At 39.3% G+C, this 24,316-nt stretch carries 21 protein-coding genes; 7 read left to right on the top strand and 14 right to left on the bottom strand.

Annotated features, from left to right (window positions below; genetic code table 11):
• Positions 1-114 precede the first annotated feature (114 nt).
• The 12 genes from G399_RS0106270 to G399_RS0106210 all read right to left on the bottom strand — a co-directional run bounded on the left by G399_RS0106270 (position 115) and on the right by G399_RS0106210 (position 12,596).
• Complete coding sequence (locus tag G399_RS0106270) at positions 115-873, bottom strand: phosphoadenylyl-sulfate reductase (protein ID WP_006011933.1); 759 nt, start codon at positions 871-873, stop codon at positions 115-117.
• Entirely contained in the window at positions 866-2,578 is a 1,713-nt protein-coding gene (gene cysI / locus G399_RS0106265) for an assimilatory sulfite reductase (NADPH) hemoprotein subunit (RefSeq protein WP_006011932.1), read from the bottom strand. Before cysI ends, G399_RS0106270 begins: the two co-directional genes overlap by 8 nt.
• Complete coding sequence (locus G399_RS0106260; protein WP_006011930.1) at positions 2,578-4,392, bottom strand: assimilatory sulfite reductase (NADPH) flavoprotein subunit; 1,815 nt, start codon at positions 4,390-4,392, stop codon at positions 2,578-2,580. The genes cysI and G399_RS0106260 overlap by 1 nt, the downstream gene beginning before the upstream one ends.
• A gap of 122 nt (positions 4,393-4,514) precedes the next feature.
• A complete protein-coding gene (locus G399_RS0106255) occupies positions 4,515-5,273 on the bottom strand; it encodes a TIGR04219 family outer membrane beta-barrel protein (RefSeq protein WP_006011927.1) in 759 nt (252 codons plus the stop codon).
• Between the two features lie 3 nt (positions 5,274-5,276).
• Positions 5,277-6,269, bottom strand: coding sequence for a DUF2333 family protein (locus tag G399_RS0106250; RefSeq protein ID WP_006011926.1), 993 nt, complete (start codon positions 6,267-6,269; stop codon positions 5,277-5,279).
• Between the two features lie 107 nt (positions 6,270-6,376).
• Positions 6,377-6,577 (bottom strand): PspC domain-containing protein, encoded by a 201-nt coding sequence (locus G399_RS0106245; RefSeq protein ID WP_006011924.1) that lies wholly within the window; start codon positions 6,575-6,577, stop codon positions 6,377-6,379.
• 238 nt (positions 6,578-6,815) lie between these two features.
• Positions 6,816-7,139 carry a hypothetical protein gene (locus G399_RS0106240; RefSeq protein ID WP_006011921.1) on the bottom strand — a complete coding sequence of 108 codons (324 nt, stop codon included), beginning with the start codon at positions 7,137-7,139 and terminating at the stop codon, positions 6,816-6,818.
• A 290-nt stretch (positions 7,140-7,429) separates the two neighbouring features.
• Positions 7,430-8,455: a tRNA dihydrouridine(20/20a) synthase DusA gene (gene dusA, locus G399_RS0106235; protein ID WP_026843523.1), complete on the bottom strand. Its 1,026-nt coding sequence runs from the start codon at positions 8,453-8,455 to the stop codon at positions 7,430-7,432.
• Positions 8,456-8,655: 200 nt separating this feature from the next.
• Positions 8,656-9,747, bottom strand: coding sequence for an alpha/beta hydrolase (locus G399_RS0106230; RefSeq protein WP_006011916.1), 1,092 nt, complete (start codon positions 9,745-9,747; stop codon positions 8,656-8,658).
• 241 nt (positions 9,748-9,988) lie between these two features.
• Entirely contained in the window at positions 9,989-10,459 is a 471-nt protein-coding gene (locus G399_RS0106220; protein WP_006011911.1) for a hypothetical protein, read from the bottom strand.
• A gap of 125 nt (positions 10,460-10,584) precedes the next feature.
• The gene (fghA, locus tag G399_RS0106215; RefSeq protein WP_006011909.1) at positions 10,585-11,442 is read right to left on the bottom strand and encodes an S-formylglutathione hydrolase; all 858 of its coding nucleotides are present in this window, start codon (positions 11,440-11,442) and stop codon (positions 10,585-10,587) included.
• 11 nt (positions 11,443-11,453) lie between these two features.
• Complete coding sequence (locus tag G399_RS0106210; RefSeq protein ID WP_006011907.1) at positions 11,454-12,596, bottom strand: S-(hydroxymethyl)glutathione dehydrogenase/class III alcohol dehydrogenase; 1,143 nt, start codon at positions 12,594-12,596, stop codon at positions 11,454-11,456.
• A gap of 180 nt (positions 12,597-12,776) precedes the next feature.
• Here G399_RS0106210 and G399_RS0106205 point away from each other — a divergent pair, with 180 nt between their 5' ends.
• The 5 genes from G399_RS0106205 to G399_RS0106185 all read left to right on the top strand — a co-directional run bounded on the left by G399_RS0106205 (position 12,777) and on the right by G399_RS0106185 (position 20,216).
• Positions 12,777-14,666, top strand: a complete 1,890-nt coding sequence (locus tag G399_RS0106205; RefSeq protein ID WP_006011904.1) for a diguanylate cyclase — start codon at positions 12,777-12,779, stop codon at positions 14,664-14,666.
• Positions 14,667-14,802: 136 nt separating this feature from the next.
• On the top strand, positions 14,803-16,950 hold the full coding sequence (locus tag G399_RS0106200) for a sensor domain-containing diguanylate cyclase (RefSeq protein ID WP_226988973.1): 2,148 nt from the start codon (positions 14,803-14,805) through the stop codon (positions 16,948-16,950).
• A 110-nt stretch (positions 16,951-17,060) separates the two neighbouring features.
• Complete coding sequence (locus tag G399_RS0106195; protein WP_425304070.1) at positions 17,061-17,966, top strand: acyltransferase; 906 nt, start codon at positions 17,061-17,063, stop codon at positions 17,964-17,966.
• Positions 17,963-18,853: an acyltransferase gene (locus tag G399_RS0106190; RefSeq protein ID WP_006011897.1), complete on the top strand. Its 891-nt coding sequence runs from the start codon at positions 17,963-17,965 to the stop codon at positions 18,851-18,853. The genes G399_RS0106195 and G399_RS0106190 overlap by 4 nt, the downstream gene beginning before the upstream one ends.
• Before the next feature lie 13 nt (positions 18,854-18,866).
• Positions 18,867-20,216: a mechanosensitive ion channel family protein gene (locus G399_RS0106185; RefSeq protein WP_006011895.1), complete on the top strand. Its 1,350-nt coding sequence runs from the start codon at positions 18,867-18,869 to the stop codon at positions 20,214-20,216.
• A 93-nt stretch (positions 20,217-20,309) separates the two neighbouring features.
• Here G399_RS0106185 and G399_RS0106180 read toward each other — a convergent pair whose 3' ends face one another.
• Complete coding sequence (locus G399_RS0106180; protein ID WP_006011893.1) at positions 20,310-20,501, bottom strand: hypothetical protein; 192 nt, start codon at positions 20,499-20,501, stop codon at positions 20,310-20,312.
• A gap of 416 nt (positions 20,502-20,917) precedes the next feature.
• Here G399_RS0106180 and G399_RS0106175 point away from each other — a divergent pair, with 416 nt between their 5' ends.
• Both G399_RS0106175 and G399_RS0106170 read left to right on the top strand, forming a co-directional pair.
• Positions 20,918-21,709 carry a YggN family protein gene (locus G399_RS0106175; RefSeq protein WP_006011891.1) on the top strand — a complete coding sequence of 264 codons (792 nt, stop codon included), beginning with the start codon at positions 20,918-20,920 and terminating at the stop codon, positions 21,707-21,709.
• A complete protein-coding gene (locus G399_RS0106170) occupies positions 21,702-22,661 on the top strand; it encodes an NAD(P)-binding domain-containing protein (protein WP_006011889.1) in 960 nt (319 codons plus the stop codon). Before G399_RS0106175 ends, G399_RS0106170 begins: the two co-directional genes overlap by 8 nt.
• Positions 22,662-22,840: 179 nt before the next feature.
• Here G399_RS0106170 and ccoG read toward each other — a convergent pair whose 3' ends face one another.
• Positions 22,841-24,253, bottom strand: coding sequence for a cytochrome c oxidase accessory protein CcoG (gene ccoG / locus G399_RS0106165; protein WP_006011886.1), 1,413 nt, complete (start codon positions 24,251-24,253; stop codon positions 22,841-22,843).
• Between the last annotated feature and the right edge of the window lie 63 nt (positions 24,254-24,316).

Raw genomic sequence — 24,316 nt, 5'->3', positions numbered from 1 at the left:
ATACTATCGGGTTATTCGCATAAAAAACCAGCAATCAATGCTTTTTTTTTTGTTTTATTTGTTTTATTACGTATAAATGTAGCAAGTTATATCAGCATTAAAACATCAGCTATCTTAAATGCCGTCGCCATCACCAAATTCATGTAAGCCACACTCACGCTTCAAGCCAAAGAATCGAGTATCTTGCTCTGTCATGCCTTCTTTTAACGCCGCACTCGTGTGCCAATCACCAATGGATACAAACCCTTTTTCCCACAGAGGATTGTATGGTAATTGATTCGCTTTGAGGTACTCATGCAATTGCTTGTTTGATTGATCGAGTATGGGATGAAATTTAAATTGCTTGCTTTGCTTTTGTAAGACCTTCAGTTTTCCACGCGAATCGGATTGGTCTCTGCGCAAGCCCGCGAACCAAGTTTTGACTTCAAGCTCATCAATTGCACGCTTCATTGGTTCGACTTTATTCAATTTATTATATGTTTCAATACCTTCTACGCCTTGTTCCCATAGTTTTCCATGCCGAGCTTCTTGCCAGCCCGAACTCAACTTAGCACTATACACGTGTAAATTAAGGTTTAACCGCGTCGTCATTTCATCGATGAAGGTATACGTTTCTGGGAATAGGTAACCGGTGTCAGTAAGTACCACAGGAATACCCGGTGCAACCTCATTTAGTAAGTGCAGCATCACTGCTGATTGTGCACCAAAGCTAGATGACACCATGTGATTGCTGGGTAAATTATCTAACGCCCACTCTACCCTCCTTATTAACGACATAGCTTCAAGTGTTTGATTTAACTCAGCGATAAACGTCGTATCAAGATTAAAATCCAGATTGCCTTGAGGCTTTATTTGCTGTGCTAAGTTAGTCATAAAAGTCCTTAGCCGAATCGACGACAGGCGCAATTATGCCCGCTCTAATCACATAATCACCAAACGATTCTTTTTTATTTCTTTCTTTAGACCAACGGCCAATTAACCCATCCAAAAGGCTCATAATTTCAGTGTCGGTGATGTTTTCTTTAAACATCCGAGGAATTCTGGTGCCTTGACGATCACCTCCTATATGGAAGTTATACTTACCCGGCCCTTTACCTACTAAACCTACTTCAGCCAACATTGCCCGACAACAACCATTCGGGCAGCCGGTCACTCTATAAATAATGCTTTCGTCCTGCATTCCATGTTTTGCAAGTAAGCCTTCAATTTCGGTAACTGCGGCAGGTAAATAACGCTCAGCTTCAGCCATAGCCAATGGACAAGTAGGTAAAGACACGCAAGCCATTGAGTCTTTACGCTGATTCGATACGCTTGCTTGCATCAAACCATGCGTAATAGCTAAGGCTTCTATTGTTGCTTTCTGTTCCGCAGATACACCAGCGATAATTAAATTTTGATTAGCAGTTAGCCTAAAATCACCTTTATGTATTTTTGCAATTTCGGCACAGCCTGTCTTTAGTGTTTTACCTGGGTAATCTAAAATTCGCCCGTTTTCAATGAATAGCGTTAAGTGATGCTTACCATCGATGCCGTCAACCCATCCAAAACGATCCCCACGGCTGGTAAACTCATATGCCTTGCTTGGTTCAAATTTCAAGCCCGCACGACGCTCTACTTCCGCTTTAAAGTTTTCAACACCAACGCGCTCAATAGTATATTTCGTTTTTGCATTTTTACGATTAACTCTATTACCCCAATCGCGCTGGGTTGATAACACAGCTTCGGCAACATCTAATGTTTTATGTAACGCAATAAAACCAAAATCATCAGCTTTACGCGGAAACGTTGTATGATCGCCGTGGGTCATTGCCAAACCACCACCTACAAGCACGTTGAAACCAATAAGTTCGCCCTTTTCTGCAATAGCAACGAAGTTCAAATCGTTAGCGTGCACATCCACATCATTTTGAGGTGGTATAACAACGGTTGTTTTAAATTTACGTGGCAGATAGTTTTTGCCCAAAATAGGTTCATCTTCTTGGGTTGACTCCACCTTTTCACCGTTTAGCCAAATTTCAGCATAGGCATTGGTCTTAGGCAATAAATGCTCACTGATTTTAGTCGCCCAATCCCAAGCTTGTTTATGTACTTGGGATTCAACGGGGTTTGATGTGCACAGTACGTTGCGGTTAACATCTCCCGCTGTTGCAATAGAGTCAATACCCGCTTTGTGCAGGGTTTGATGCATCAATTTCATATTTGGCTTTAGCACACCGTGAAACTGAAAAGTTTGACGAGTGGTTAAGCGAATACTGCCATAAATCGTGTAGTCACCTGCAAACTTATCAATAACCAACCATTGCTCAGGTTTAATAACGCCGCCTGGTAATCGAGCTCGCAACATCACGTTATGCAGAGGCTCTAGCCTTTGCTTCATTCTCTCTGCACGAATATCACGATCATCTTGTTGGTACATTCCATGGAAGCGAATGAGTTGGAAGTTGTCCGCTGTAAATCCACCCGTTACGTCGTCTTTCAAATCATCGGTAATCGTGCCGCGAAGTAAACTACTCTGACCTTTTAATCGCTCGTTATCAGACAGTTTACCTTCAACTTTGAACTTGCTGTCATCACTCATTAATAAACATCCTTCTGATAACGCTTTGATTTACGTAAATTTGTTAGGTATTCTTTTGCTTGCGTAGCCGTTTTATCGCCGTGTTCGGCAACTAAGGCCAATAGTGTTGATTCGACATCTTTGGCCATTCTTAAAGCGTCACCACAAATGTAGACGTGTGCGCCTTGTTCTAGCCATTCAAATACTTCTTTACCATTTTCTTTTAATCTGTCTTGGACATAAATTTTAGTCGCTTGATCACGCGAAAACGCTAAACTTATTTTGCTTAACAACCCTGACTTTAAGTAGCGCTGCCATTCAGTTTGATAAAGAAAATCCTGGGTAAAATTAGGATTACCGAAAAACAACCAGTTTTTACCTTCGGCTTCTGTCGCATCCCTTTCTTGCAAGAAAGCTCTAAATGGCGCTATGCCTGTGCCGGGGCCAATCATAATAATTGGCGTGTTTGGATCAGTTGGAAGCCTAAAGTTATCATTGTTTTCAACGTAAACATTCAGATTGTCGCCTTCTTCCAAACGAGTTGAAAGAAACCCTGACGCACCGCCCTGATGAGTATAACCGTTAGCTTCGTATTCAACATGAGCGACCGTTATATGCACCTCATCCTCAACTTCTGCTTGGCTTGATGCGATTGAATAGAGTCTTGGCACAATAGGTCTAAGCGCGTCAACTAGGGCTTGAGCAGCTATTTTTGTTGGATACTTTTCAACAATATCGACAATTTGAGAGACTGATAAATACTCTCTTAGTGCGGCCTTATCTGTCATTAAGGTAGCCAATTCTGCATGACCCGTGGTGACTTGATACGATTTCACAAAGCCTGGATAACTTAAGGTTAATTCTAATTTATTGATCAGAGCATCTAGCAGCGTAAGCTCCAGATCTGCCACCATTACTTTATCCTCAGCGCTTGTTGACGTGGCCAATAGTAAACGCCGTGCAACAGCTTCATCATTGCTAAACCAAACACCTAAGGCATCACCTGGCTTATAAACAATGCCACTGTCCTCTAAAGAAATTTCGATATGACGAATGTCTTTGACTGAATCACGTCCCGTTATCTTCAAGCCTGCACTTAAATTAGCAACAAACGGGTTTTTCTTGCTGTAAAGAGATTCAGCGACCGCGTTGGCAGCCGGTGTTAAGTTAATTATTTGTGCGGTTACGACTGGCGTTAGTTCATCTTTCAACTTAGCATTTAACGATGTAGTCCAGTCAGCCACAGCAGAGTCGTAATCGACGTCACAATCTAGCCTTTCAACTAACGCCGTTGCGCCAAGCGTAAGCAAACGAGTTTCGAAGTCTTTGCCTGTTTGGCAGAAAAATTCGTAACTAGTATCTCCTAATCCCACGACAGCAAATTTTAGATTAGGTAATTTAGGGGCTTTTTTACTGGCTAAAAATTCAAATAACTCTACTGCATCATCAGGCGCATCGCCCTCACCGTGAGTGCTCACAATAACAACAAGATGAGTTTCATTTTTCAACTGTCTTGGTTTGTAGTCAGCCATGCTTACCACATTTGCTTGGTAACCTTGTTCAAGTGCAGAGGCTTTGTAGTTGTTAGCAACACCTTTTGAGTTGCCGGTTTGCGAGCCATACAGGATCGTCAACGTGGACGTGGAAGCGGCATGATTTGTTGTTTCAATTGAGCTTGGCATTGGCAGTGCGCTTGCTGAACCAACTAAGCCAGCTAAAAAGCCACTTGCCCAGATAAGCTGCTCTTTATTTAAAGATGAAGCGGCACTCGAAAGCGACTGAAGTTGCTGTTCCGTTAATGCTGAAAAATTGTTGTTGCCGTTATTTGATGTCATTTATAGTTAACCTTAGCTAGTACACGACTAAGGTTAACTACTTTCTATCATAACTTGAAAGAATTAAATCAGATTTTTTATTACTTTTTGGACTTAAAAAAAAGCAAATAAAATGGTCTTTTTTAAAAATCGAATTCTAGTCCCACAAATACACCGGAAAACTCTAGGTTTGAATAGAGATTGTCTACGTCTTCAAGTTCTATTGTCATTGCTCTATAACCCGCTTGCAAGGTCATATCTAAAGCTAATGTTTCCACGAAACTGTAGGTTACTGCTGCTTGGAAGTCAGAGGCAGTATTATCGTCGATTGCTAAAAAACTACCTTCTGCATACAAGCCTAAGCCAGTGAAAGGTAAGCCAAGTTCAATTTTTGCGTAACCCATTGGGATAACACCAGAGAAATCTTCCGACGTCATCCTATTACCAGTGGCCTCAGAAACCAGAATAGTGCCATCGACATACTTACCATTAATACCAACATCAATACTAACTAGGTCATTATCAAGAATTTCATAATATAAAATGAAATCAGTGGCTGTCATTTCAAATTCAGTATTTAAGTTTGTAGTGGCATCATACAAGATATCGTTAAATTCGAACGATGTCGCAAGTGTCGTAATACCTGTCGTGTCCAACATTGTTCTACTTATTTTAATATTTGGTATAATTGGCACCGGATGTTCTAGTGCAACATAAAAGGAGCCATTTGTTTTATCATCAAAAGTAAAGTCAGTAAGCGACGATCCTTCATTCGAAAAACCACCCTCTACGCCCATATTCCATGCCTGCGCTCCAACATAAGCGCCTAGTAACGTATCAGCCTGCACTGGGGCAACGACTGTTGCAGCGAGTAAAGCACAAGCCAAAAGTGACTTTTTCATATTTTATCCTTGATTTAGTAGTTCTGATAATTCGATTAAAGCAGCATTCGCCCTTGAAATATAGTTCGCCATTACTAACGAGTGATTAGCTAACATACCAAAGCCGTCTCCATTTAGTATAACGGGCGTATACACAGTTTCTTGAGTTGCTTCTAATTCACGAATAATTTGACGCAAACTTATGGTTGCATTTTTATTTTCTAAAACATCTCTAAAATCAACTTCTATCGCCTTCAAAAAATGCAACAGAGCCCAACTTGCCCCGCGCGCTTCATAAAAATTATCATCTAACTTAAACCAACTGGTCTTGTTTCTAACAACAGGGTTTTGCGGCGTTGACTGCCTCGCCTCTGGGTCGCCGGCGAGTTCAGTGTTAATAACATCGGAACCGACGCTGGCACTTAATTTTTGTGACAAACTTCCGAGCCTTTTTTCAACCTGCTTTAACCAATCACGCAAATTGTCTGCTCGAGCATAAAACTGGGTATTCACACTGTCAATATTGCCAAGTTCAGCTTGATATAAATAGAGTTGCTCGATGGCTTTTTCATATCGAGATTCAGAGGAAGGCAAGATCCAGCGATTGCTATCATTATTATAATAAGGTTGTGCCTGCACCAATTGTGGACTTTCAATTGACTGCGACTGAGAGCGACTAAAATCTTTGCGCATCGAAAGCGCGAGGTCTCGACTCATTTCTAAAACGCCAAATTCCCATGCAGGGATATTGTCCATGAAAATACCCGGTGGTAGTACATCGTTAGTAATGTATCCGCCGTTTTTGTACAGCATCATCTCAGTGACTTTAATCAGTGTAGATGTTGTTGTGTAGCCCGTCACCATTTGATGACCCTTTTGGGCCGCCATGTCCTGTGCATTCTGGCGCACATTAAATGTATCTGGCGCAAAACTCCACCAAAAACCAAGCAATACAAACAACAGTACGATAATGGAGATGCCCGCAGAAACTGTTTTAGTCGAAAAAAACTGTGTCATAAATATCCTTTGACGTTTGTTAACCTGAGCCGAAACACCGACAGCCGGTTAATTAAACGGCTGAAAATAAAAACTAGGCCCCTAGAGCTTGTATTGTACAAGCGTACCTACTTGTATCGCAACAAAAGGATTGCTAAAACGTAAGCTAATGCTGTTGGAAAAGTTAAAAATATCATACTTATAATAGCACCGACTCTAACCCATAGCGGGTCGATACCTAGATATTTTGCCAAACCAGCACAAACCCCAGAAATAATAGCGCGGTTAGCGTCTCTGAATAGCCTTTTATCATTGATAACTGTTTTCATTGTAAGTGCCTCTTTTGTTGGTAAATTCTTCGCGCTGTTAAAATATTTAGAACAACTCTGGAGCGCATTGCCGTAACTGCTTTAGCTTTGGCCGGATGTAATTAGCTTGAAATGCTCAAGGCATATCACAACCGTTGCGCTACCTATGTAAAATAGGATAGGTGTTACTAGCAAACCGATAAGGTTGATGTGACTTAACATAACTCTCTCCTTGGTAAACAAAAAAATAGCGAAGCAACTAATCTGAAGATTTGTCTTCGCTATTTTCGGTAACAATTGATTCTGTAGACTTCGCATTCGCTGTTGTGTCTGCGATGTCGGTAATTGTTACGTGCGTTGCCGGAGTAGATGGGTCGACAGCCTTTGCAAAAGTTAAGTTATAAGCTGAAGTCAAAATTGATTTCTGAACTTCTTGATTAATTTCTGTTTTTGCAGTGCTCATTGCTTGGCTAACTATGTTTGATAAAACCTTATTAACTTGCAATTCATTTGCTTGTAATGAACCAGTTAACGCGATAGCAGCAACGAATAATGTAGTTAGGCCTGTTTTTTTCATGGACATGATATTTTCCTCAAAATTTAAAAATTATTGGCTACGTATACTGCTACGGAACCTTAAGTTAAGTGCCTTTACGGCAACGACACTCAGCTATAGCTATTGTTGTGCCAACTTTTAGAAAATATAATTTATTGTTTAATATCATATGCATAATGAATTCACATGCAATAGTGCAGACAATTCACAGATGTAATGAAGTGATGACTGGTTAAATTAACCAGTCGAGTTGGTAAAATTAACCAAATATTAAGCTTGTGTGTTTACGTTATTAAGAAAGCAAAGAAATAAGCGTATTAACTTTCGATTTTGCTCTCTCTAAACTCGCGTGCTTTGGTTTGTGCTTGCAGTACTTGTTCGTAAGCATGCAGCAAAAGATCCGTGGAAACGTCTTTCTGTGTGCCATTTTGACTTAAGTAACGACGCCAAATGCGACCACCGGCTTGTCCTTGAAACAGACCTAAAACGTGTCTTGCAATGTGCCAAACTTTTGAACCTTGTGCAACTTGGCCTTTGATGTAGGCCGTCATTTTTGCGACCACTTCTTCTCTTGTTATAGCGACACCTGTATCGCCATAAAGTAAAGAGTCAACATTGCTTAAGATGTAAGGGTTTGAATAAATTTCACGCCCCATCATTACACCATCAATGAGTTTCAAATGTTGTTGAGAATCCTCAAGTGTGGTTATTCCGCCATTAATAGAAATGTGTAACTGGGAAAACTCTTTTTTTAAATCATAAACTCGCTGATAATTTAGTGGTGGAATATCTCGGTTTTCTTTTGGACTCAGGCCTTGCAACCATGCTTTGCGGGCATGAATAATAAAATGCTCGCATCCGCCCTCAGCAACAAGAGAGACGAAACGACTCAAACCTTTATAGTCATCCATATCGTCTATACCAATGCGGCATTTAACTGTGACCGGAATAGAAACAGCAGATTGCATCGCTGAAACGCATTCAGCAACCGTTTCAGGCATTGCCATTAAACAAGCTCCGAAACTACCGTTTTTAACCCGATCTGACGGGCAACCAATATTAATATTCACCTCGTCGTAACCGCGCTGCTCGGCAATACTAGCGCAATGCGCCATTGCTTCGGGGTCACTACCACCTAACTGCAATATCACGGGATGTTCTTCTTTGTTGTAGCCTAAATAATCACCCTTGCCATGAATGATCGCTCCAGTGGTCACCATTTCGGTGTACAACACGGTATGTTTTGAGAGTAAACGAAGAAAGAATCGACAGTGGCGATCAGTCCAATCAAGCATTGGGGCTACAGAAAAACGATGGTCAAGTGGGTTAGTCGTGTTATTCAATTTAAACTCATGTTGTATATAATATTTTCAAACTAAATGTCTGACGCGACATTTCTCCCTTTAATTCCTCGTCTTGACCCTCTTGCGGTCCGATTTTTTAATTGCAGGAATTAAGCATGACATATAATAGCATTACCAGGCCACTAATGAGAAATACCGCTGTTTACAACTCATGGAATAAGAGCAAAATTAAACGCAGACTATTCCAGCTTAAAATAATTATTCGCTGCAAAATAAGGGAGTCTTTTTTCAACGCTATAACCCGTAAATAAATCGTTGAAAAGTGCTTTTAGATCTGCATTATTTTTCACCGCACTTCCCTTATAATAGCTGTGTTCACTATCTACTTCATGGGCCTCCGTTACATCAATATAAACCGCATGTTCACTGTTGAGACTTTTCAAATAATGTCCCAGACGCGCTCTTTGTTCTTTGCCCGGTTTTACCCGTGACGCTTTTAGTGCTGCATCATTCTCGTTAATAACAACATGAATACGGTTGCGAACATCTATTTTGTCTAACCAATTCGCGTGGTTCTTATTATTGGTATCGGCGGCAACTAGATTTATATTGTCAAACACTAATTCTGACGTTGCGTTATCACTGGTCATTAATGAATGTTTGAGCAGATAATTCCCCATACTGTGGCACAGCAGGTTTATTTTGACCTTACAGGCTTTGTCTACCAGATTGCTATACAAGGCGGCTGCAGCCATTGGATTATCTTTATCCTTATATTTTTGTTGGACGCTTTGCCTGATTGATTTTACGTTAGCGTCAGAAAGTGCAGTATGAAAGAACTGAATTTTTTCAACAAATCGGTTAAACGCACCGGAGGAGGCCCTTGCATCTGCCTTGTCACTCAAGTATGAAGCCGTGCCTGAAATAGCACCTCCACCATTAGCTGGCCAAGTAAAAGGGACCACGATTACCTTGTATAATGCCTCCAACTCCGTTGCTGCTTTCAGCACGTCATCTATATCGTTATTGTATCCGTGTACGAAAAATAGAACCGCCTTGTTTTCTACTTTTGCTCTCTTAAATACGTTACATGCAACTTGCAGTGAACCATACCAATCAGCCTTAATGTCGAAATTGAGATGATGTTCTTTATTTAGTTGGCTCACCTGTTCTTGCGTTAATTTGTTGTCTATTTCAAAGACTTTCCATTTGTTGTTTACTTTGTTTAATTCAAGCATTCTGAGTTCATTTGGGCCTGCTGGGCTTGGAGTATGGCCAAATACTTTTGTAGTTCTGCCTTTTCCAATGACGCGGTTAGTGACTACGTACATATACAATTCCTTCTGTTATCAGTGAATATATTTGTTCACTTTTTAAGCATAGTTAATTTTTCGACCGATGCCAGTTGGATAAGAGGTTATTCTAAATGTGTTTTAGTTAGCAGATTGCTATACAAGGCGGCTACTAACGCTTAAACGCGAGCGATATGATGCGCCAGAGCCGTTGAAAATGAGGCCTTTTGGAATAATATTAAAAGTGCGTTTAACCATGGCATCAAAAGCATTAAAAACATTAAAAACGATAAACAAGCTCAACAGCAGCTAAGGTCCATCGCTCCGATTCTTGCGTTACAAAACGAGGCACTGAAACTAGAGGTATCCATGCAGATCCATTTACGGTTTGAACTTTAGCGTACGCATGTAAACCTTCAAACACCGTCCAATTTATTCCCAGTTCACGAGCGCTTGAAGTTCGTGACTCATTGGCTAAGCTCCATCCTACTGGACGTAACATTTCACTAGCGTCATAACCGTCGTTATATGGATCGTGAAGGTGTGTCCATTGGCCAGTTAATTTCAGATCATTTTTTAATGTAAGTTGAAATTCGGTGAAGTAGCCGCCGGTCCGACTATTGACGAGAGAGGACTGATTACCGCTGTTTGAGTAATAACTAGCAGTGTCAATATCACTTAAAGAATCGACCGCACAACTTGCAGTCGAAATAAGAAATAATGGAAGTAGGCAACCTAGTTTGATTTTCATTTTGCACACTAATAATGATTAAAAAACGATCTACATAGTACCTTACTTCTGCCGGCCTAAAGCCTAAAATGGGTATTCTTGAGGTCGATTTGATATCAAATTAAATACGCAAAATAATCCGGATTTTATTCACCTGCAAACAAACGTGTCGCGTGAAAATATAAGTGTTCATCAATGAAACTGCTGATGAAGAAGTAGCTATGGTCATAGCCCGAACGCATATTAAGCGTTAGATGATAATCGGACATTTGTGCCACCTTAATTAAGTTATTAGGTTGTAGTTGGTCTTCCAGAAAATTGTCGTCCGTTCCTTGATCAATTAAAATTGGGATGTGCTTTGAAGCATTTTGTAAAAGATGACAAGCATCGTATTGCAACCAAGTCTGCTGGTCGTCACCAAGATAATGCGTAAACGCTTTTTGGCCCCAAGCACAGTTTACCGGATTACAAATTGGACTAAATGCAGAAATAGAAGTGAACACATCAGGATTTTTCAAACCAATAATAAGAGCACCATGCCCACCCATTGATTGACCTGATATTGCTGAATTTTTATTAACAAAAAACGATTGTTGAACACCAGGAAGCAGCTCATTTAGGATGTAGTCATACATATTAAAATGGGTTGACCATGGTGCTTGTGTTGCATTCAGATAAAAACCTGCACCTAAGCCAAAGTCATAAGCACTGTCTGGATCGTCAGGTACATCTTCTCCGCGCGGGCTCGTGTCGGGAGAAACAATGGCAATTCCTAGCTCAGCAGCGGCTCTGAAAGCGCCCGCCTTCTGCATAAAATTTTGGTCATTGCAGGTAAGCCCAGACAACCAATATAACACTGGAACTCTCTGTGCTTCTTTGCCTTTACCCAAAGCTATTGGCGGTAAAAAAATAGCAAAGGTCATTTCACACTTATTAGCGTCAGAGTAATGACTATATTGCGCATGTTCGCCGCCGAATACTTTATTCGAAGATAGTTTTTTCATCGCCGTTTCCCTTATATTTTTGGGCTAGGTTGAAAGTGCACAACCGAGCGAATGCTCTTACCTTCATGCATTAAATCAAAGGCTTGGTTGATGTTTTCAATGGGTAGGTTATGGGTAATAAAGTCATCTAAGACGATTTCGCCTTTAAGGTACTTTTCAACATAATCGGGTAACTCACTGCGACCTTTAACACCGCCAAACGCAGTACCTCTCCATACTCTTCCGGTTACTAATTGAAAAGGTCGTGTACTAATTTCTTGACCAGCCCCTGCTACACCGATAATAACCGACTCACCCCAGCCTTTGTGGCAGCACTCAAGAGCGCTTCGCATAACGTCTACATTGCCGATGCATTCAAATGAAAAGTCAACGCCACCATCAGTTAACTCAACAATATATTCTTGAATAGGTTTATCCACTTTCTTTGGATTAATACAGTCGGTTGCACCTAACTTTCGAGCCAATTCAAATTTGCTTTCATTGATGTCGATAACCAGAATTCTTGACGCCTTAGCCATGACTGCGCCAATTATGGCTGATAAACCAATCCCACCCATACCAAAGATAGCAACGGTGTCACCCTCTTGAACTTTGGCTGTGTTCATAACAGCACCAATACCGGTGGTAACACCGCAACCAAATAAACAGACTTCGTCCAGTGCCGCTTTCTTATTCACTTTGGCTAGTGAAATTTCAGGTAATACGGTGTATTCAGAAAAAGTAGAACACCCCATGTAGTGATAAAGAGGCTTGCCATCCTTATAGAAGCGAGATGTGCCGTCGGGCATGACGCCTTTACCTTGAGTTTCTCTAATTTTTTGACAAAGATTCGTTTTTCCTGATAAACAAAACTTACATTCTCCACATTCCGGAGTATAAAGAGGAATAACATGATCACCTACCGAAACACTTGTTACACCCTCGCCTACTTGCTCAACAATACCACCGCCTTCATGTCCTAATACGACTGGAAACAAACCTTCAGGATCCTCTCCCGATAGTGTGAATGCGTCGGTATGACAAACACCACTAGCAACTATCTTCACTAGCACTTCACCCGCTTTAGGCAGCATCACGTCAATTTCTTCCATTACCAGCGGTTGTTTAGGGCCCCACGCCACCGCTGCTTTAGATTTGATAAATTTTTGTTCCATGAGCTTTCCTTAATAGCAACTTTCGATACGTATAGTATTAAGTCTTTGCGGATTAAGATCAAACCTAATTGTAAAGCCAAGCGCTGTACAAAAATAAAGCAAACGCGCCATAAACGAGTATAAATCGATATAAAACTGTCGCAATCTCTTGATCTCGATACTCAAAGGATTAATATCAATGTGCGTAAAGTATTCGATTTGCGCTCATATTTACCGCGGTTTAGAGGAAGGGATTTTGTTATTAAAAAGTTAGTAAGCCATTCCCCTGCGCATTCAGAATCTGTTTTTTCAGCAGGCATACTTTTGTTTGGTCTCGGTTTTGGTATTATCGGAGCCCTAACCAACTACTTCCTAAGTATTCCTTTCTACGGCTATTTTTCACTTTATTTCGGTCAAATATTAGTTCTTTTGTGTCTTGTGGCACGAGGACTCAATGCTGGCATCATTGCCTCAGTAATTTCAGCAATAGCATTAGCAGTAAAACTAGACGACCCATTCTTATTTATTATATTAGTCAGTGAAACGTTTGCCGTTCACATGATGTTGCGCAATGGCAAAACGTTATTATTAGCGGATGTCATTTATTGGCTATTTATTGGAGTGCCGCTAACGTTGCTATTGCTGATGATAACAAGTGCAACCTCATCAGAATTACTAATCATTTCAGGCTTAACATTAAGTATTAACGGCATATTTGGAGCTTCTTTAGCAGCTCTTATTTATTCCTTTATGCCCATCAAAAACGTGTATAAAAAATACAGAGGAAAGCCGCCAAAGTTGGCAACCGTGATTTTTTCGCTTTGCATGTTGACGGTCACATTACCCACAATTATTATTTCCTTAATTTTTACTTGGCAAAATATAGATCAAAAGGAACAAGAGATAGCGAACACGCTCACACGACAGGGCGAACAAATCATGTATGTCGTAGATGCGTTTGTTGACAGCCATTTAGCCACTGTAAACACGTTTGCAACCACGTTTCCCAATTCTGGTTTTTCGCTCCCTGTGCAGACTGTTTTAGATGCTACTGCATTTTACGAATACGTCATTACTGATAAAAATAATATGATTCTATTCGCGTCACCAAAGCTTGAATTAGTGACATTGTCGCAATTTAGCTATCAGCCGAGTAAAAACTTACTAATAGACAAGATACCAGAACTCACTTTTCAGAATAATAAATACCTCTATTACCAGTCCATAACCCAGCATGAATGGACAATCACCGTGCTAACTTCTCCGAACATTGTCACCCAAGTTATCTCAAAAAACTTTTATATATTAGCTGCATGCTTATTTATTACTTTTGTTGTCTTTGCAATTATTGCGAACCAATTAAGTAAACGAATAACCCTACCTCTAGTTAATTTGGCAAACCATTTTAATGACAGTTCGGCTTCGGAAGATATGGTAAGCGAGGCTGAGATTAGTGATGAAATGAAGAAGGTCACCGATAAGTTAATTAACTCTCGTGAAATAATGTTGAATTTTCAACAGCATTTGAGCTTGCAAGTACAAGATAAAACGAAACAACTGACGACGTTAAACAATCAATTATATAATTTAGCGCAAAAAGACGGACTCACTAACTTGCTAAATCGAAGTGGCTTTGATGACCTTGCTAACACCACTTTTCGTAATTGCGTGCGTAATCACATTCCCTTGTCGATGGTGCTCATTGATATTGATGATTTCAAACAAATCAACGATACCTATGGCCACCCTTTTGGTGATACTTGCATTATTTCTATCTCTAAAACCTTTAACCGTTTTTGCAAACGTACCACTGATTTACTGGGTCGATATGGAGGCGAAGAATTCATTATTTTGCTGAGTGGTGGAAATATTGAAGAACATCATGAGTTGACCAAAAGAATTCACCGTGCCGTACAAAAAACAAAAGTAAGCAGCGAAGATATTGTTGTAAGAATGACCATTAGTATTGGTGTTAGTAGCATGGGCAGCAACTATGGGATGAGCTTCGAAGGATTAGTAAAATCGGCGGACGAACAACTGTATAAAAGCAAACGTACCGGCAAAAATAAAATCTCAATATATTCCCAGTAGCAATAAACACACTTACCAACTGTAACCCCCTAATTGATTTAATGTAAATTGTGCAAAATATAGACTTTTAATCTGAATAAGACTAGTGTTGTTACATAAATTGAATTAAAAACAATCAAGCTATTAGATGCTCAATATGATTGAAAAGCGGACTCAAGAAAGTATATTGCAAGGATTGCTGTTTGGTGTTTTTGCGGCCATTGCTAACTTGTTTTTATCAATTCCTATTTATGGTGCGCTAAGTCTATCTTGGGGCATGGGCCTGTGCATTTATGTATTGATTAGTTTTGGGATCAGAGCGTCCATCATTACTCTCGCATTCAGTATTATTTCAATGTACATATTGGACCAATCGCTCGCAGATATTGGTATAAGTCTCGCCGAGTTTATTACTATTGCATACCTTATCCATAAACGCTTTTTTGTTGTTATCGCCTCTCTTTGTTTTTGGTTATTTATTGGTAGTCCACTTTTCTGGCTATATTTAAACAGCTTTTCAAGCGCCGGCAATAGTCAAGAATTCAGCTTTATATTTGCCGCTATGCAAGGATTAAATGGACTATTTAATAGTTCGTTAGCCGCATTGTTGTATTTATTGACGCCTACAAGATGGATTTCTGAACGCATAAACTTAGTCAACAAAAGCCTATCGTCTAATATATTTGCATTAAGTGCGCTCACCTTGATTTTACCTCTCGTTACCATCTCCTTTGTGTTGGTTAGCACCGCAAGTATGCGCAATGAAGAACAGCTAATTAAAATATTGAGAGCTCAAGCCACTAGCGTTAGTTTAGCAACAGAACGTTTTATAGATGAACACTATGCGTTTGTAAATCAGTTGGCCAGAACATTGTCGAGGATCTCAGATGAGGATGCTAGAAAAAACATTTTGGTAGATGCGCAATCTAATTACCCTAACTTTTATAATCTGACTTTTATTAGATCTGACGGCTACACCAGCTTTTTTGCGCCAACTAAATATAATGAAGAAGTGAAAAATTTGCCAGAAAATCTCAGGTTTGTGGACGACCGCAATTACTTCATTCATGCTCGCGACAAAAAAACGCCCTTTATTTCTAATGCGATGATGAGTAGAGGTATCATTGCAGCCCCCATGATTGCTATGTCGAGTCCGATAATCATCGATGGTGAATTTGAAGGTGCTCTGCTCGGTGCAATGAACCTACAATTTATAACGAAGTTACATGAAAGAATGAAATCATCTCTGCTAACAGATTACGTCATCATCACGGACAAAGAAGACCGAGTAATTTACGCTTCATCTCCAACAAACTTGAATAATTTAGAAAAACACGTCGTTAACATTGGCAAAAGCAAGTTCACACCAGACTTTCCAGTACTATCTATCAACGGTAAAAATCATCCTTATCACTTGGCAAAGAACAGCTTTGATTGGAAAATTTATATCATTAAGCAACCCGCCGAACTCGTGCAACTATTCAGTCATCATATTTTGGTACTAGCGGCTACTGTCGTCAGTATTATTTTATTATTTCTATTTATAGCGCATAAGCTAGCTAAACAAATTACCGCGCCCCTTGTTAAGTTATTAAAGAATAGTTCTGAGAGTTACATTTCTAATTTTGAAAATACACAAGGAGCGACATCCAGCCAAGAAATTAATGAAGTTGCCGCTAAACTTAGAAAATCTCATAATTTATTACGTGACTTTGAGGGGCAATTGCAGCAACAGGTCACTGAAAAAACCACTCAATTAGAGCAGATGAATTTGCAACTTGCCGCCCAAGCAAGAGAAGATGGATTGACACAACTTCTTAATCGCAGTGGATTCGATGAGATTGCTTACAATGCAATTAAAACAAATCAACGCCTGCATCAGCCGATTAGTTTAGCGCTAATTGATATCGACCACTTCAAACTCATTAATGATAGTTATGGTCATTTAGTTGGTGATGAATGTCTCAAAGCATTCGCAGAATTAATGCAAGATAATTGTAAACGTGAAACCGATATCATTGGCCGCTATGGGGGCGAAGAATTCATTATATTGATGTCGGGTAAAGACGTTAGATCACACCATCAACTGATACATAATATTCGCCTACAAACGCAAAATATGTTGTTGAACTTTAAAGACTTGCAAACCCCTGTGAAGTTTACCATCAGTATAGGTATATGCAGTTTATTAGGAAATAGTTTATTGAGCTTGCATGAAGTGATCAATATAGCTGATGAGGAATTATATAAATGCAAACACAACGGACGTAATCAATTGTCTATCGTCACGATTGACGCCGAGTAGTTTTTTATACTTTGGATTAGATGCTTGCCAATAAATTTACGCTTTATTTGTTTCGGCACAAAGCCTGTGTTCGTATATACTTATCTCCATAAATTAAATAACACTAGGTCGTGCCCGCATTGCTTTCCTTCATAAACGGCTGTATTTCAGCATTCTGCTACTTTATTAATACCGTCTTCTGGGTTTTACCTATCGTAATTTTATCCTTGTTAAAGGTAATACCAATCAAATCTTGGCAAAAGCTAGTCTCTTTTCCGCTCGATGGCTGCGCAACGGCGTGGATAAGTATCAACAATATAAATCAAAATATATTTTCCAGAACTTGCTTTGAGATTAAGGGTCTGGAGGGGCTAACTACAAAAGAATGGTATTTGGTTATTTCAAACCATCAATCTTGGGTTGATATTTTAGTGCTGCAGCGCGTCTTTAATCGTAGGATCCCATTTTTAAAATTTTTCCTCAAAAAAGAACTTATTTGGGTGCCTTTTATAGGAATTGCGTGGTGGGCGCTAGACTTTCCGTTTATGCGTCGATACAGCCGAGCGTTTTTAAATAAAAATCCACATTTGAAAGGGAAGGATTTAGAAACCACTAAAAAAGCATGTGAAAAATTTCAACATAAGCCTGTTAGCGTGATGAACTTCATTGAAGGTACACGCTTTACTGAACAAAAACGGCATAAAACAGGTGGGGTATACTCCAAGCTTCTACTTCCCAAAGCGGGTGGTATCGCCTTCGTATTAAGTGCTATGGGCAAACAATTAACTCGACTCGTTGACGTTACAATTCACTACCCTAGTGGAGCGCCCACTTACTGGGATTTCGTTACTGGGAAAGTAGCTACAATAAACATTAGTATCAAAACAGTATTAATTGAAGACTTATTTAACAAAGGCATTTTTTCAGCAGCTTATTTTGACGATCCTGCGCAAAAACAAGTGTTTCAAGAATGGCTAAATCAGATGTGGCGAGAGAAAAACATGGAGCTGGAGTTTATGGAGCAAAACAACAAATGAAGTCGTTAAAATCATATTTTATTTTTCCAATCCATTTTGTATTACAAATGACTAATTTGGGTTTTTGGGGAATGATGATTTTTTGTTTCGGTATTATGCGCTTCATTATTCCAATTAACATTGTTAGTAAATTATTATTACGGCTGATGCATTTTTTCTATTTTACATTTAGTATTTTTAGCGTTGGAATGATTAAATTTTTTAATAAGGTAAATATTGAAGTAAAAGTGGATGAGGAACTTAGCAAATACAAATGGTATTTAATTATCGCTAATCATATTAGTTATTTAGATATTATATTACTCATTCGTTTTTGTGCAGAACATACCTCCCCACCAAAATTCTTCCTTAAAAAAGAGCTCATTTGGCTTCCTTTTGTCGGTATTGCTGCTTGGGCTTTAGATATGCCTTTTATGCGCCGGTACACGCAGGATTTTGTGCAAAAAAACCCGCATTTAAGAGGCACTGATATCGAAACAACTCGACAATCTTGTGCTAAATTTTTAGATAGTCCAACATCCGTTATTAACTTTGTTGAAGGTACACGTTTTTCACAGGCTAAAGCCCAAGAACGTAAGAGTCCCTTTTCAAATTTGCTGCGTCCAAAAGCGGGTGGGATCGCTTTCACACTTGCATCAATGGGCGAACAATTTAGCAACTTACTGGACATTACGCTTGCTTATCCACAGAATGCCGATCACCCGATGCGCGATATGTTAAGCGGCGACATGACTCATATTGTAATCGATGTCAGTGTTCACCCTGTGCACAAGAAGATAATTGGCGATTACTTTAATAACTCAGGCTTTAGGGAAAACTTCCAAGTTTGGCTCAATGAGCTTTGGGTCAATAAAAACCAGCGCATAAAAACCTGGATGAAAGGATAAAAGGCACAATAGAATGAATTATGTAATGACGGTTTTATCCTCAATTTTCACATCAACTGCGCCAGTAACAGAGGGTGTCACAGAGCCTATGCGCAGCCAAGTCGTTGCTGATTTTGTCGAGTTATTGATTGAAGCAGGTCAATATCTAGGAATGAAGTTAGAGCTTGGCAGTATTTCATATCAATTATTTGCGTTAGGTAGCATTTTTGCTGTGGCGATTATTGCATTTCTAATTGTTAAGTTTATCCTGCATTTTAAAGTACTAAGGTTCGTTGCTAAATCCAGTAATACATGGGACGACTGCTTACTAGAAGCCGGTGTCTTTAGACGTCTTGCTAGGATTGTCCCGGGCATTATTGTGTACTCTACATACAGTTTGTTTTTTGGGCCCGAAGAAAAGATATATAGCTTGTTGGCAAACCTGAGTGCCATTTACCTTCTATTTACCGTGTGGAGAACCTTAAGTGCCTCATTAACAGCAATAGAGAGCATTTACAGCAAAAGTCAGCTGGCTAAAAAAGCTCCTATTACCGGCTTTATTCAAGTCGCCAAACTACTCTTCACGCTTATTCTCATATTTTTAATCTTGTCGTTATTACTGGGTAAAAGTCCGGTGTTTTTATTATCAGGACTAACTGCTATTGCCGCAGTATTGGTTCTAATTTTCAGAGACACCATTTTGGGCTTTGTTGCTGGCATCCAAATTGCCGCAAACAGAATGTTCAATACAGGAGATTGGATTGCGATGCCTAAATATGAAGTTGATGGTGAAATACTTGAAATTGGATTAAACGTAGTCAAAATCCAAAACTGGGATAAAACAATATCGACGCTTCCTACTTACGCACTCACCACTGATGCAGTAAAAAACTGGCGCGGGATGATGGAATCTGGTGGTAGAAGAATAAAGCGAGCGGTATACATTGATATTCATTCTGTCGGGTTTGCCGATGCTGAGCTGTTGGATGAATGGGAAAGTATGAAATTACTAAACGGTTATTTAAAAGCTAAGAAGCAAGAATTGGTGGACGACAGAAAACTAAAAGACATAGCAGAGACTGATATTCTGAACTGCCGACGACTAACTAATTTAGGTACATTTAGAGCTTATTTAGCTGCCTATCTGAAGGGTCATGAATTCGTAAACCAAGATTTAATTTGTATGGTAAGGCAGTTACCGCCCACCGAAATTGGTATTCCATTGGAAATCTATTGCTTTAGTAAAGAAAAAGGTTGGGTAATCTATGAACGTATTCAGTCTGATATTTTTGACCACGTATTGGCAATAATGCCTGTTTTCAAATTACGTGCCTATCAGCGTATTTCTAGCAATAACGAACAGCCACAAAAAAAAGCGCCTTAGCGCGTTTTTTTATTTTTGTATCACTCTTTTAATTCGTCTTTTGCCCACAATTACAGCGAGTGTGAAAGCCGGACTTCTCAACCGCAGTTCATATCAAGCCGCTGCGTAAGCTAACAATAGTGTTATCGCCAAGCCTGACAAACCCATGAATCCATATTCAATTTTCTCACGAAGTCCTTCTGCACCTGTTTTACCAGTCAAGAACGCCATAACGATACAGGATAATCCTAAAACTAGCGCTACTGCAGTTGCACCAAATAAAAAGCCGCTAAGTATATCGTTCATAAAATTCCTAATTTGAAAGCCGAAAACGCGTATATTATGCACTAATCTGCAAAAATGTCACATCCTACACACTGGTTTTGTACTAAAGTTGATCTTGGTCAATATCACTAACTATTAGGTAAAAAACTAATTTAAATAGTAATTCATGTCTTACTTTAGAATTTAAAAAAACATAAGCAATTGACTTTTATATTAATTTTAAACTGGGAACAATCTTTGCATTTCGCACTCATATAAACTCAAAACACGTTAATCGTTTTCGAATTAGATTGAAGAAAACGATTATGAAGAGCTTATGAATAAAAATACGCATACCTATAATAAAGAATGCTAATTACAGAGTGACCTGTCAGCTTTTAATAGCGATATTTATAAACAGCGACTAAACTATAGCTTCACCAAAAGGATTACCCGAAATGAAAAAAGTAATGGCGACTACAATCAGTCTTTGTGCTTTAACAGCCTTCAATGTTGGCGCTAGTCAATATCGTTCAAACCAATGCGATATTAATTTAAATGGTGAGATACGCTTTGCAGAAAAGACACTAACGGTTAAAACAAAAGCAGATGATGAAGTAAAAATCACTGATAGTTACTTGGTCTATTTGAATGCTGAAAAATTACTACTTTCACCAGAAGAAACAACCTGGATTAAACACTACTACGACAGCGTTGAACAAAGCATTCCGCAAGCAATGACGGTAGCCGCTGAGGGTATGAAAATTGCAAACTATGCAGTTAGCGAAGTTTTACGAGAATTTTTAGGAGCTGAAAGTAAAGTTGCATCGCAACTGGAAATCAAGCTGGACGATTTATATGGAAAATTGAAAGATCATGTTTATCAAAATCCTAATTCACTCACGTTCGACTCGGCAAAACTGGAAAATGAGTTAGGTATTGGACCAAACTTCGAAAATGAAGTTGATCTGATAGTCTCCGATGTGATGGAAAATGCAATGGGTGAATTTTTGGTTCAAATGGGTACAAGTATGCTAAATGGCGAAGGCTCAATGGCATCATTTGAACAACGTATGAAAAAAATGAGCAAAGACATTGAAACCAAAGTCGAGAGCCAAACTAAAAACATTGAACAAGAAGCGAAAAAACTGTGTGAGATGCTAACGACGATTGATGATTCTGAAAGCAAAGTGCAAACAATTAAAGGCCTTGGCAACGTCGATATTGTGACTAAAAATAAGAATGCGTAAACATATTATCATTGGACTGGGCTGGTTAGGCAGTCCGCTAGCAATGCATTTTTTGAGTGCAGGTCTGGCGGTCTGCGGAACCACACGTAATTCAGAAAAAGCTAAATTCCTGGCCAGTAAAGGTATTCAAACTCTCTTATTTGACCTATATAAAAACGACATAACAGCAATTCCTTGCGATATTTTTCAAGACGCTAATGTGATAATTAATATCCCACCGGGTCGCAAAGATTTTGAACCTACCTTGTTTATTGAGCGCATGAAATCGCTATTCGATTATGTGCTTCTGCACCATGCACAACATATCTGTTTTATTAGCACGACATCAGTATTTGGTGCACTAGAGGGGCGAATTAACAATGATTCAGCGTTAGTTCCTAATACACCCTCAGGGAATGCTCATGTTGAACTAGAATTATATCTAAAGGACATAGCGATAGCATCTGCCACTAAACCTCAGGGCGATGCTATTAAGGCGTGTTTAGTCACCCCCCAGGATACTGAGTCGACGAGTGCCATTGGCTTTAGTTGTTCTGTGCTTCGTCTTGCAGGCTTAGTTGGAAAAGACAGACATCCTATTACCACTTTATCGCAGAAATCGAATATTGCATTGGGTAGCAATCCGGTTAACCTAATCCACCAGCAAGATGTCATTCAGGTGATTTGTGCCATATTGCAAGATGCAGAACAAAGGAAACATAATAGTCATTCATTGGAAACGACAAATGGTCAACTTGAAAGCAATTTTTATGCAGCCAATTTATGTAGTTTAGAACACCCAACGAGAGAAGAATACTATACATGGTGCGCGCAACAAAAAGGCATTCGCAATCCTCAATTTACGCCTGATACAAGAGAGTTCGTCAATGGAAAATGGATTGATGCTGAACAAACAATAAGCCAACTACAGTTAAAATTGCATTATCCAAGCCCTTATAACATGCTCGAATAATCACGGAGGTGGGCTTTAATCAGCCAACTCCCAACAAAATCAGTGCCTTTTGCATAGATTAGGCATGTGCTTACTTTTCTGAAATTCATAACTAGCGAAGCGAACGGATTTTATGGTTTTTATGGTTTTTATGGTTTTTATAAAAAGTGTTCGAAAGTCATTAATTGGCCATCATAAATTTACAGATCAGTATAGATAAAATTGGTTTTCTGCTTCGCCACATCACCATGCTGATTACTAATCACAATGTTAAAGTCTGTGACATCCTCAGCTAAATATTTGGGATCTATCGCAACGGTAATGGGTTGTCTTAATTGCAGGCTTGCGTTCACTGTTACATTGGTATCGCCAATAATGTAACCATGCGGCAAACCGTCCAAACTTATTTTATAGCGCTGTATAGTTTGTCCTTTATTTCGCACCACTACGTTATAAACATTGAGGATCTCACCTGAAAACGTTTCATTATATAATGTATTTCGATCGCGAATAATGCCTACGTCTAGTGTCTTCCTCGCAAAAACATCAAAAACAAGTGCACCTGACATAATAATTAGCACAACAAAATATGCAATCACGTTAGGCCTGATAATAGACGGTGGTGTGCCATTCAATGTGCTTTCTGAGGTGAAGGAGATCAAGCCAACAGGGTAATTCATTTTAGACATTACATCGTTGCAGGCATCTACACATGCTCCGCAATTTATACATTCATATTGCAGACCATTTCGAATATCGATACCTGTTGGGCAAACTTGTACGCACAAATTACAATCAATGCAGTCGCCAAGTCCTTTGTCATTATACTCTGTTTGACTTAGCTTTTTTGATCGGGGTCCTCGGCCTTCACCTCGCGCTTTGTCATAAGTTACGGTGTAAGTGTCTTTATCAAACATAGCCGACTGAAACCGAGCATAAGGGCAAATGTGCGTGCACATTATTTCACGCATCCATCCCGCGTTTGCATAAGTGCAGAACATAAAAAGCACAACGTAAAATAGCGGCCAAAAGGAGAGGTTAAACGTGAAAAAGTCATTAAAAAGCTCCCATATAGACATAAAGTAGCCAACAAATGTCAATGAAGTAACGAGCGCAATGCACAACCACAAAAAGTGTTTACTTGTTTTTTTGCTTAACTTGGCAATGCTAGCGTTCTGCTTGTCTAGATGAATACGTTTATGTCTAGATCCCTCTACGAACTCTTCAACCCACACGAATAGAAACGTAAATACGGTTTGTGGGCACATAAACCCGCACCAAACTCGGCCGAAAATGACAGTAATAAAAAATAGTGCGAAAGCAGCAATAATGAACAGCCATGCAAAGATTGTTAGATCTTGTGGCCATAGTGATAAATTGAAAAGATGGAAACGCTGCTCTACAAAATCAAGTAAGACTGCCTGTTGGTCGTTATAGGTGAGCCACGGTATTAGTAAAAACAGACTGAGAAATAATATTCCAACATACCGGCGACAACGTTCAATTACACCTTTAACCGCTCTAATATATATCTTATTATTTACGCTTGAGGATGCTGATTTAGTATCTGCTTCATGAATGTTGACGATGGGAATACTGTCTTGCTTTTTCATGTTCTTTTTATGACTCCTCAGATATATTTTTACTCTATAAATTATAGATACAAAAAATTATGG

This window comes from Brumicola pallidula DSM 14239 = ACAM 615 (genome assembly GCF_000428905.1).
GTDB lineage: Bacteria > Pseudomonadota > Gammaproteobacteria > Enterobacterales > Alteromonadaceae > Glaciecola > Glaciecola pallidula.
The sequence above is the reverse complement of the archived record's forward strand: the minus strand, read 5'-3'. Positions and strand labels throughout refer to the sequence as shown.

Coding starts and splice junctions, on each gene's coding strand:
- G399_RS0106270 (WP_006011933.1), bottom strand. CDS start 873: ATGACTAACTTAGCACAGCAAATAAAGCCTCAAGGCAATCTGGATTTT.
- cysI (WP_006011932.1), bottom strand. CDS start 2,578: ATGAGTGATGACAGCAAGTTCAAAGTTGAAGGTAAACTGTCTGATAAC.
- G399_RS0106260 (WP_006011930.1), bottom strand. CDS start 4,392: ATGACATCAAATAACGGCAACAACAATTTTTCAGCATTAACGGAACAG.
- G399_RS0106255 (WP_006011927.1), bottom strand. CDS start 5,273: ATGAAAAAGTCACTTTTGGCTTGTGCTTTACTCGCTGCAACAGTCGTT.
- G399_RS0106250 (WP_006011926.1), bottom strand. CDS start 6,269: ATGACACAGTTTTTTTCGACTAAAACAGTTTCTGCGGGCATCTCCATT.
- G399_RS0106245 (WP_006011924.1), bottom strand. CDS start 6,577: ATGAAAACAGTTATCAATGATAAAAGGCTATTCAGAGACGCTAACCGC.
- G399_RS0106240 (WP_006011921.1), bottom strand. CDS start 7,139: ATGTCCATGAAAAAAACAGGCCTAACTACATTATTCGTTGCTGCTATC.
- G399_RS0106230 (WP_006011916.1), bottom strand. CDS start 9,747: ATGTACGTAGTCACTAACCGCGTCATTGGAAAAGGCAGAACTACAAAA.
- G399_RS0106220 (WP_006011911.1), bottom strand. CDS start 10,459: ATGAAAATCAAACTAGGTTGCCTACTTCCATTATTTCTTATTTCGACT.
- fghA (WP_006011909.1), bottom strand. CDS start 11,442: ATGAAAAAACTATCTTCGAATAAAGTATTCGGCGGCGAACATGCGCAA.
- G399_RS0106210 (WP_006011907.1), bottom strand. CDS start 12,596: ATGGAACAAAAATTTATCAAATCTAAAGCAGCGGTGGCGTGGGGCCCT.
- G399_RS0106200 (WP_226988973.1), top strand. CDS start 14,803: ATGATTGAAAAGCGGACTCAAGAAAGTATATTGCAAGGATTGCTGTTT.
- G399_RS0106190 (WP_006011897.1), top strand. CDS start 17,963: ATGAAGTCGTTAAAATCATATTTTATTTTTCCAATCCATTTTGTATTA.
- G399_RS0106185 (WP_006011895.1), top strand. CDS start 18,867: ATGAATTATGTAATGACGGTTTTATCCTCAATTTTCACATCAACTGCG.
- G399_RS0106180 (WP_006011893.1), bottom strand. CDS start 20,501: ATGAACGATATACTTAGCGGCTTTTTATTTGGTGCAACTGCAGTAGCG.
- G399_RS0106175 (WP_006011891.1), top strand. CDS start 20,918: ATGAAAAAAGTAATGGCGACTACAATCAGTCTTTGTGCTTTAACAGCC.
- G399_RS0106170 (WP_006011889.1), top strand. CDS start 21,702: ATGCGTAAACATATTATCATTGGACTGGGCTGGTTAGGCAGTCCGCTA.
- ccoG (WP_006011886.1), bottom strand. CDS start 24,253: ATGAAAAAGCAAGACAGTATTCCCATCGTCAACATTCATGAAGCAGAT.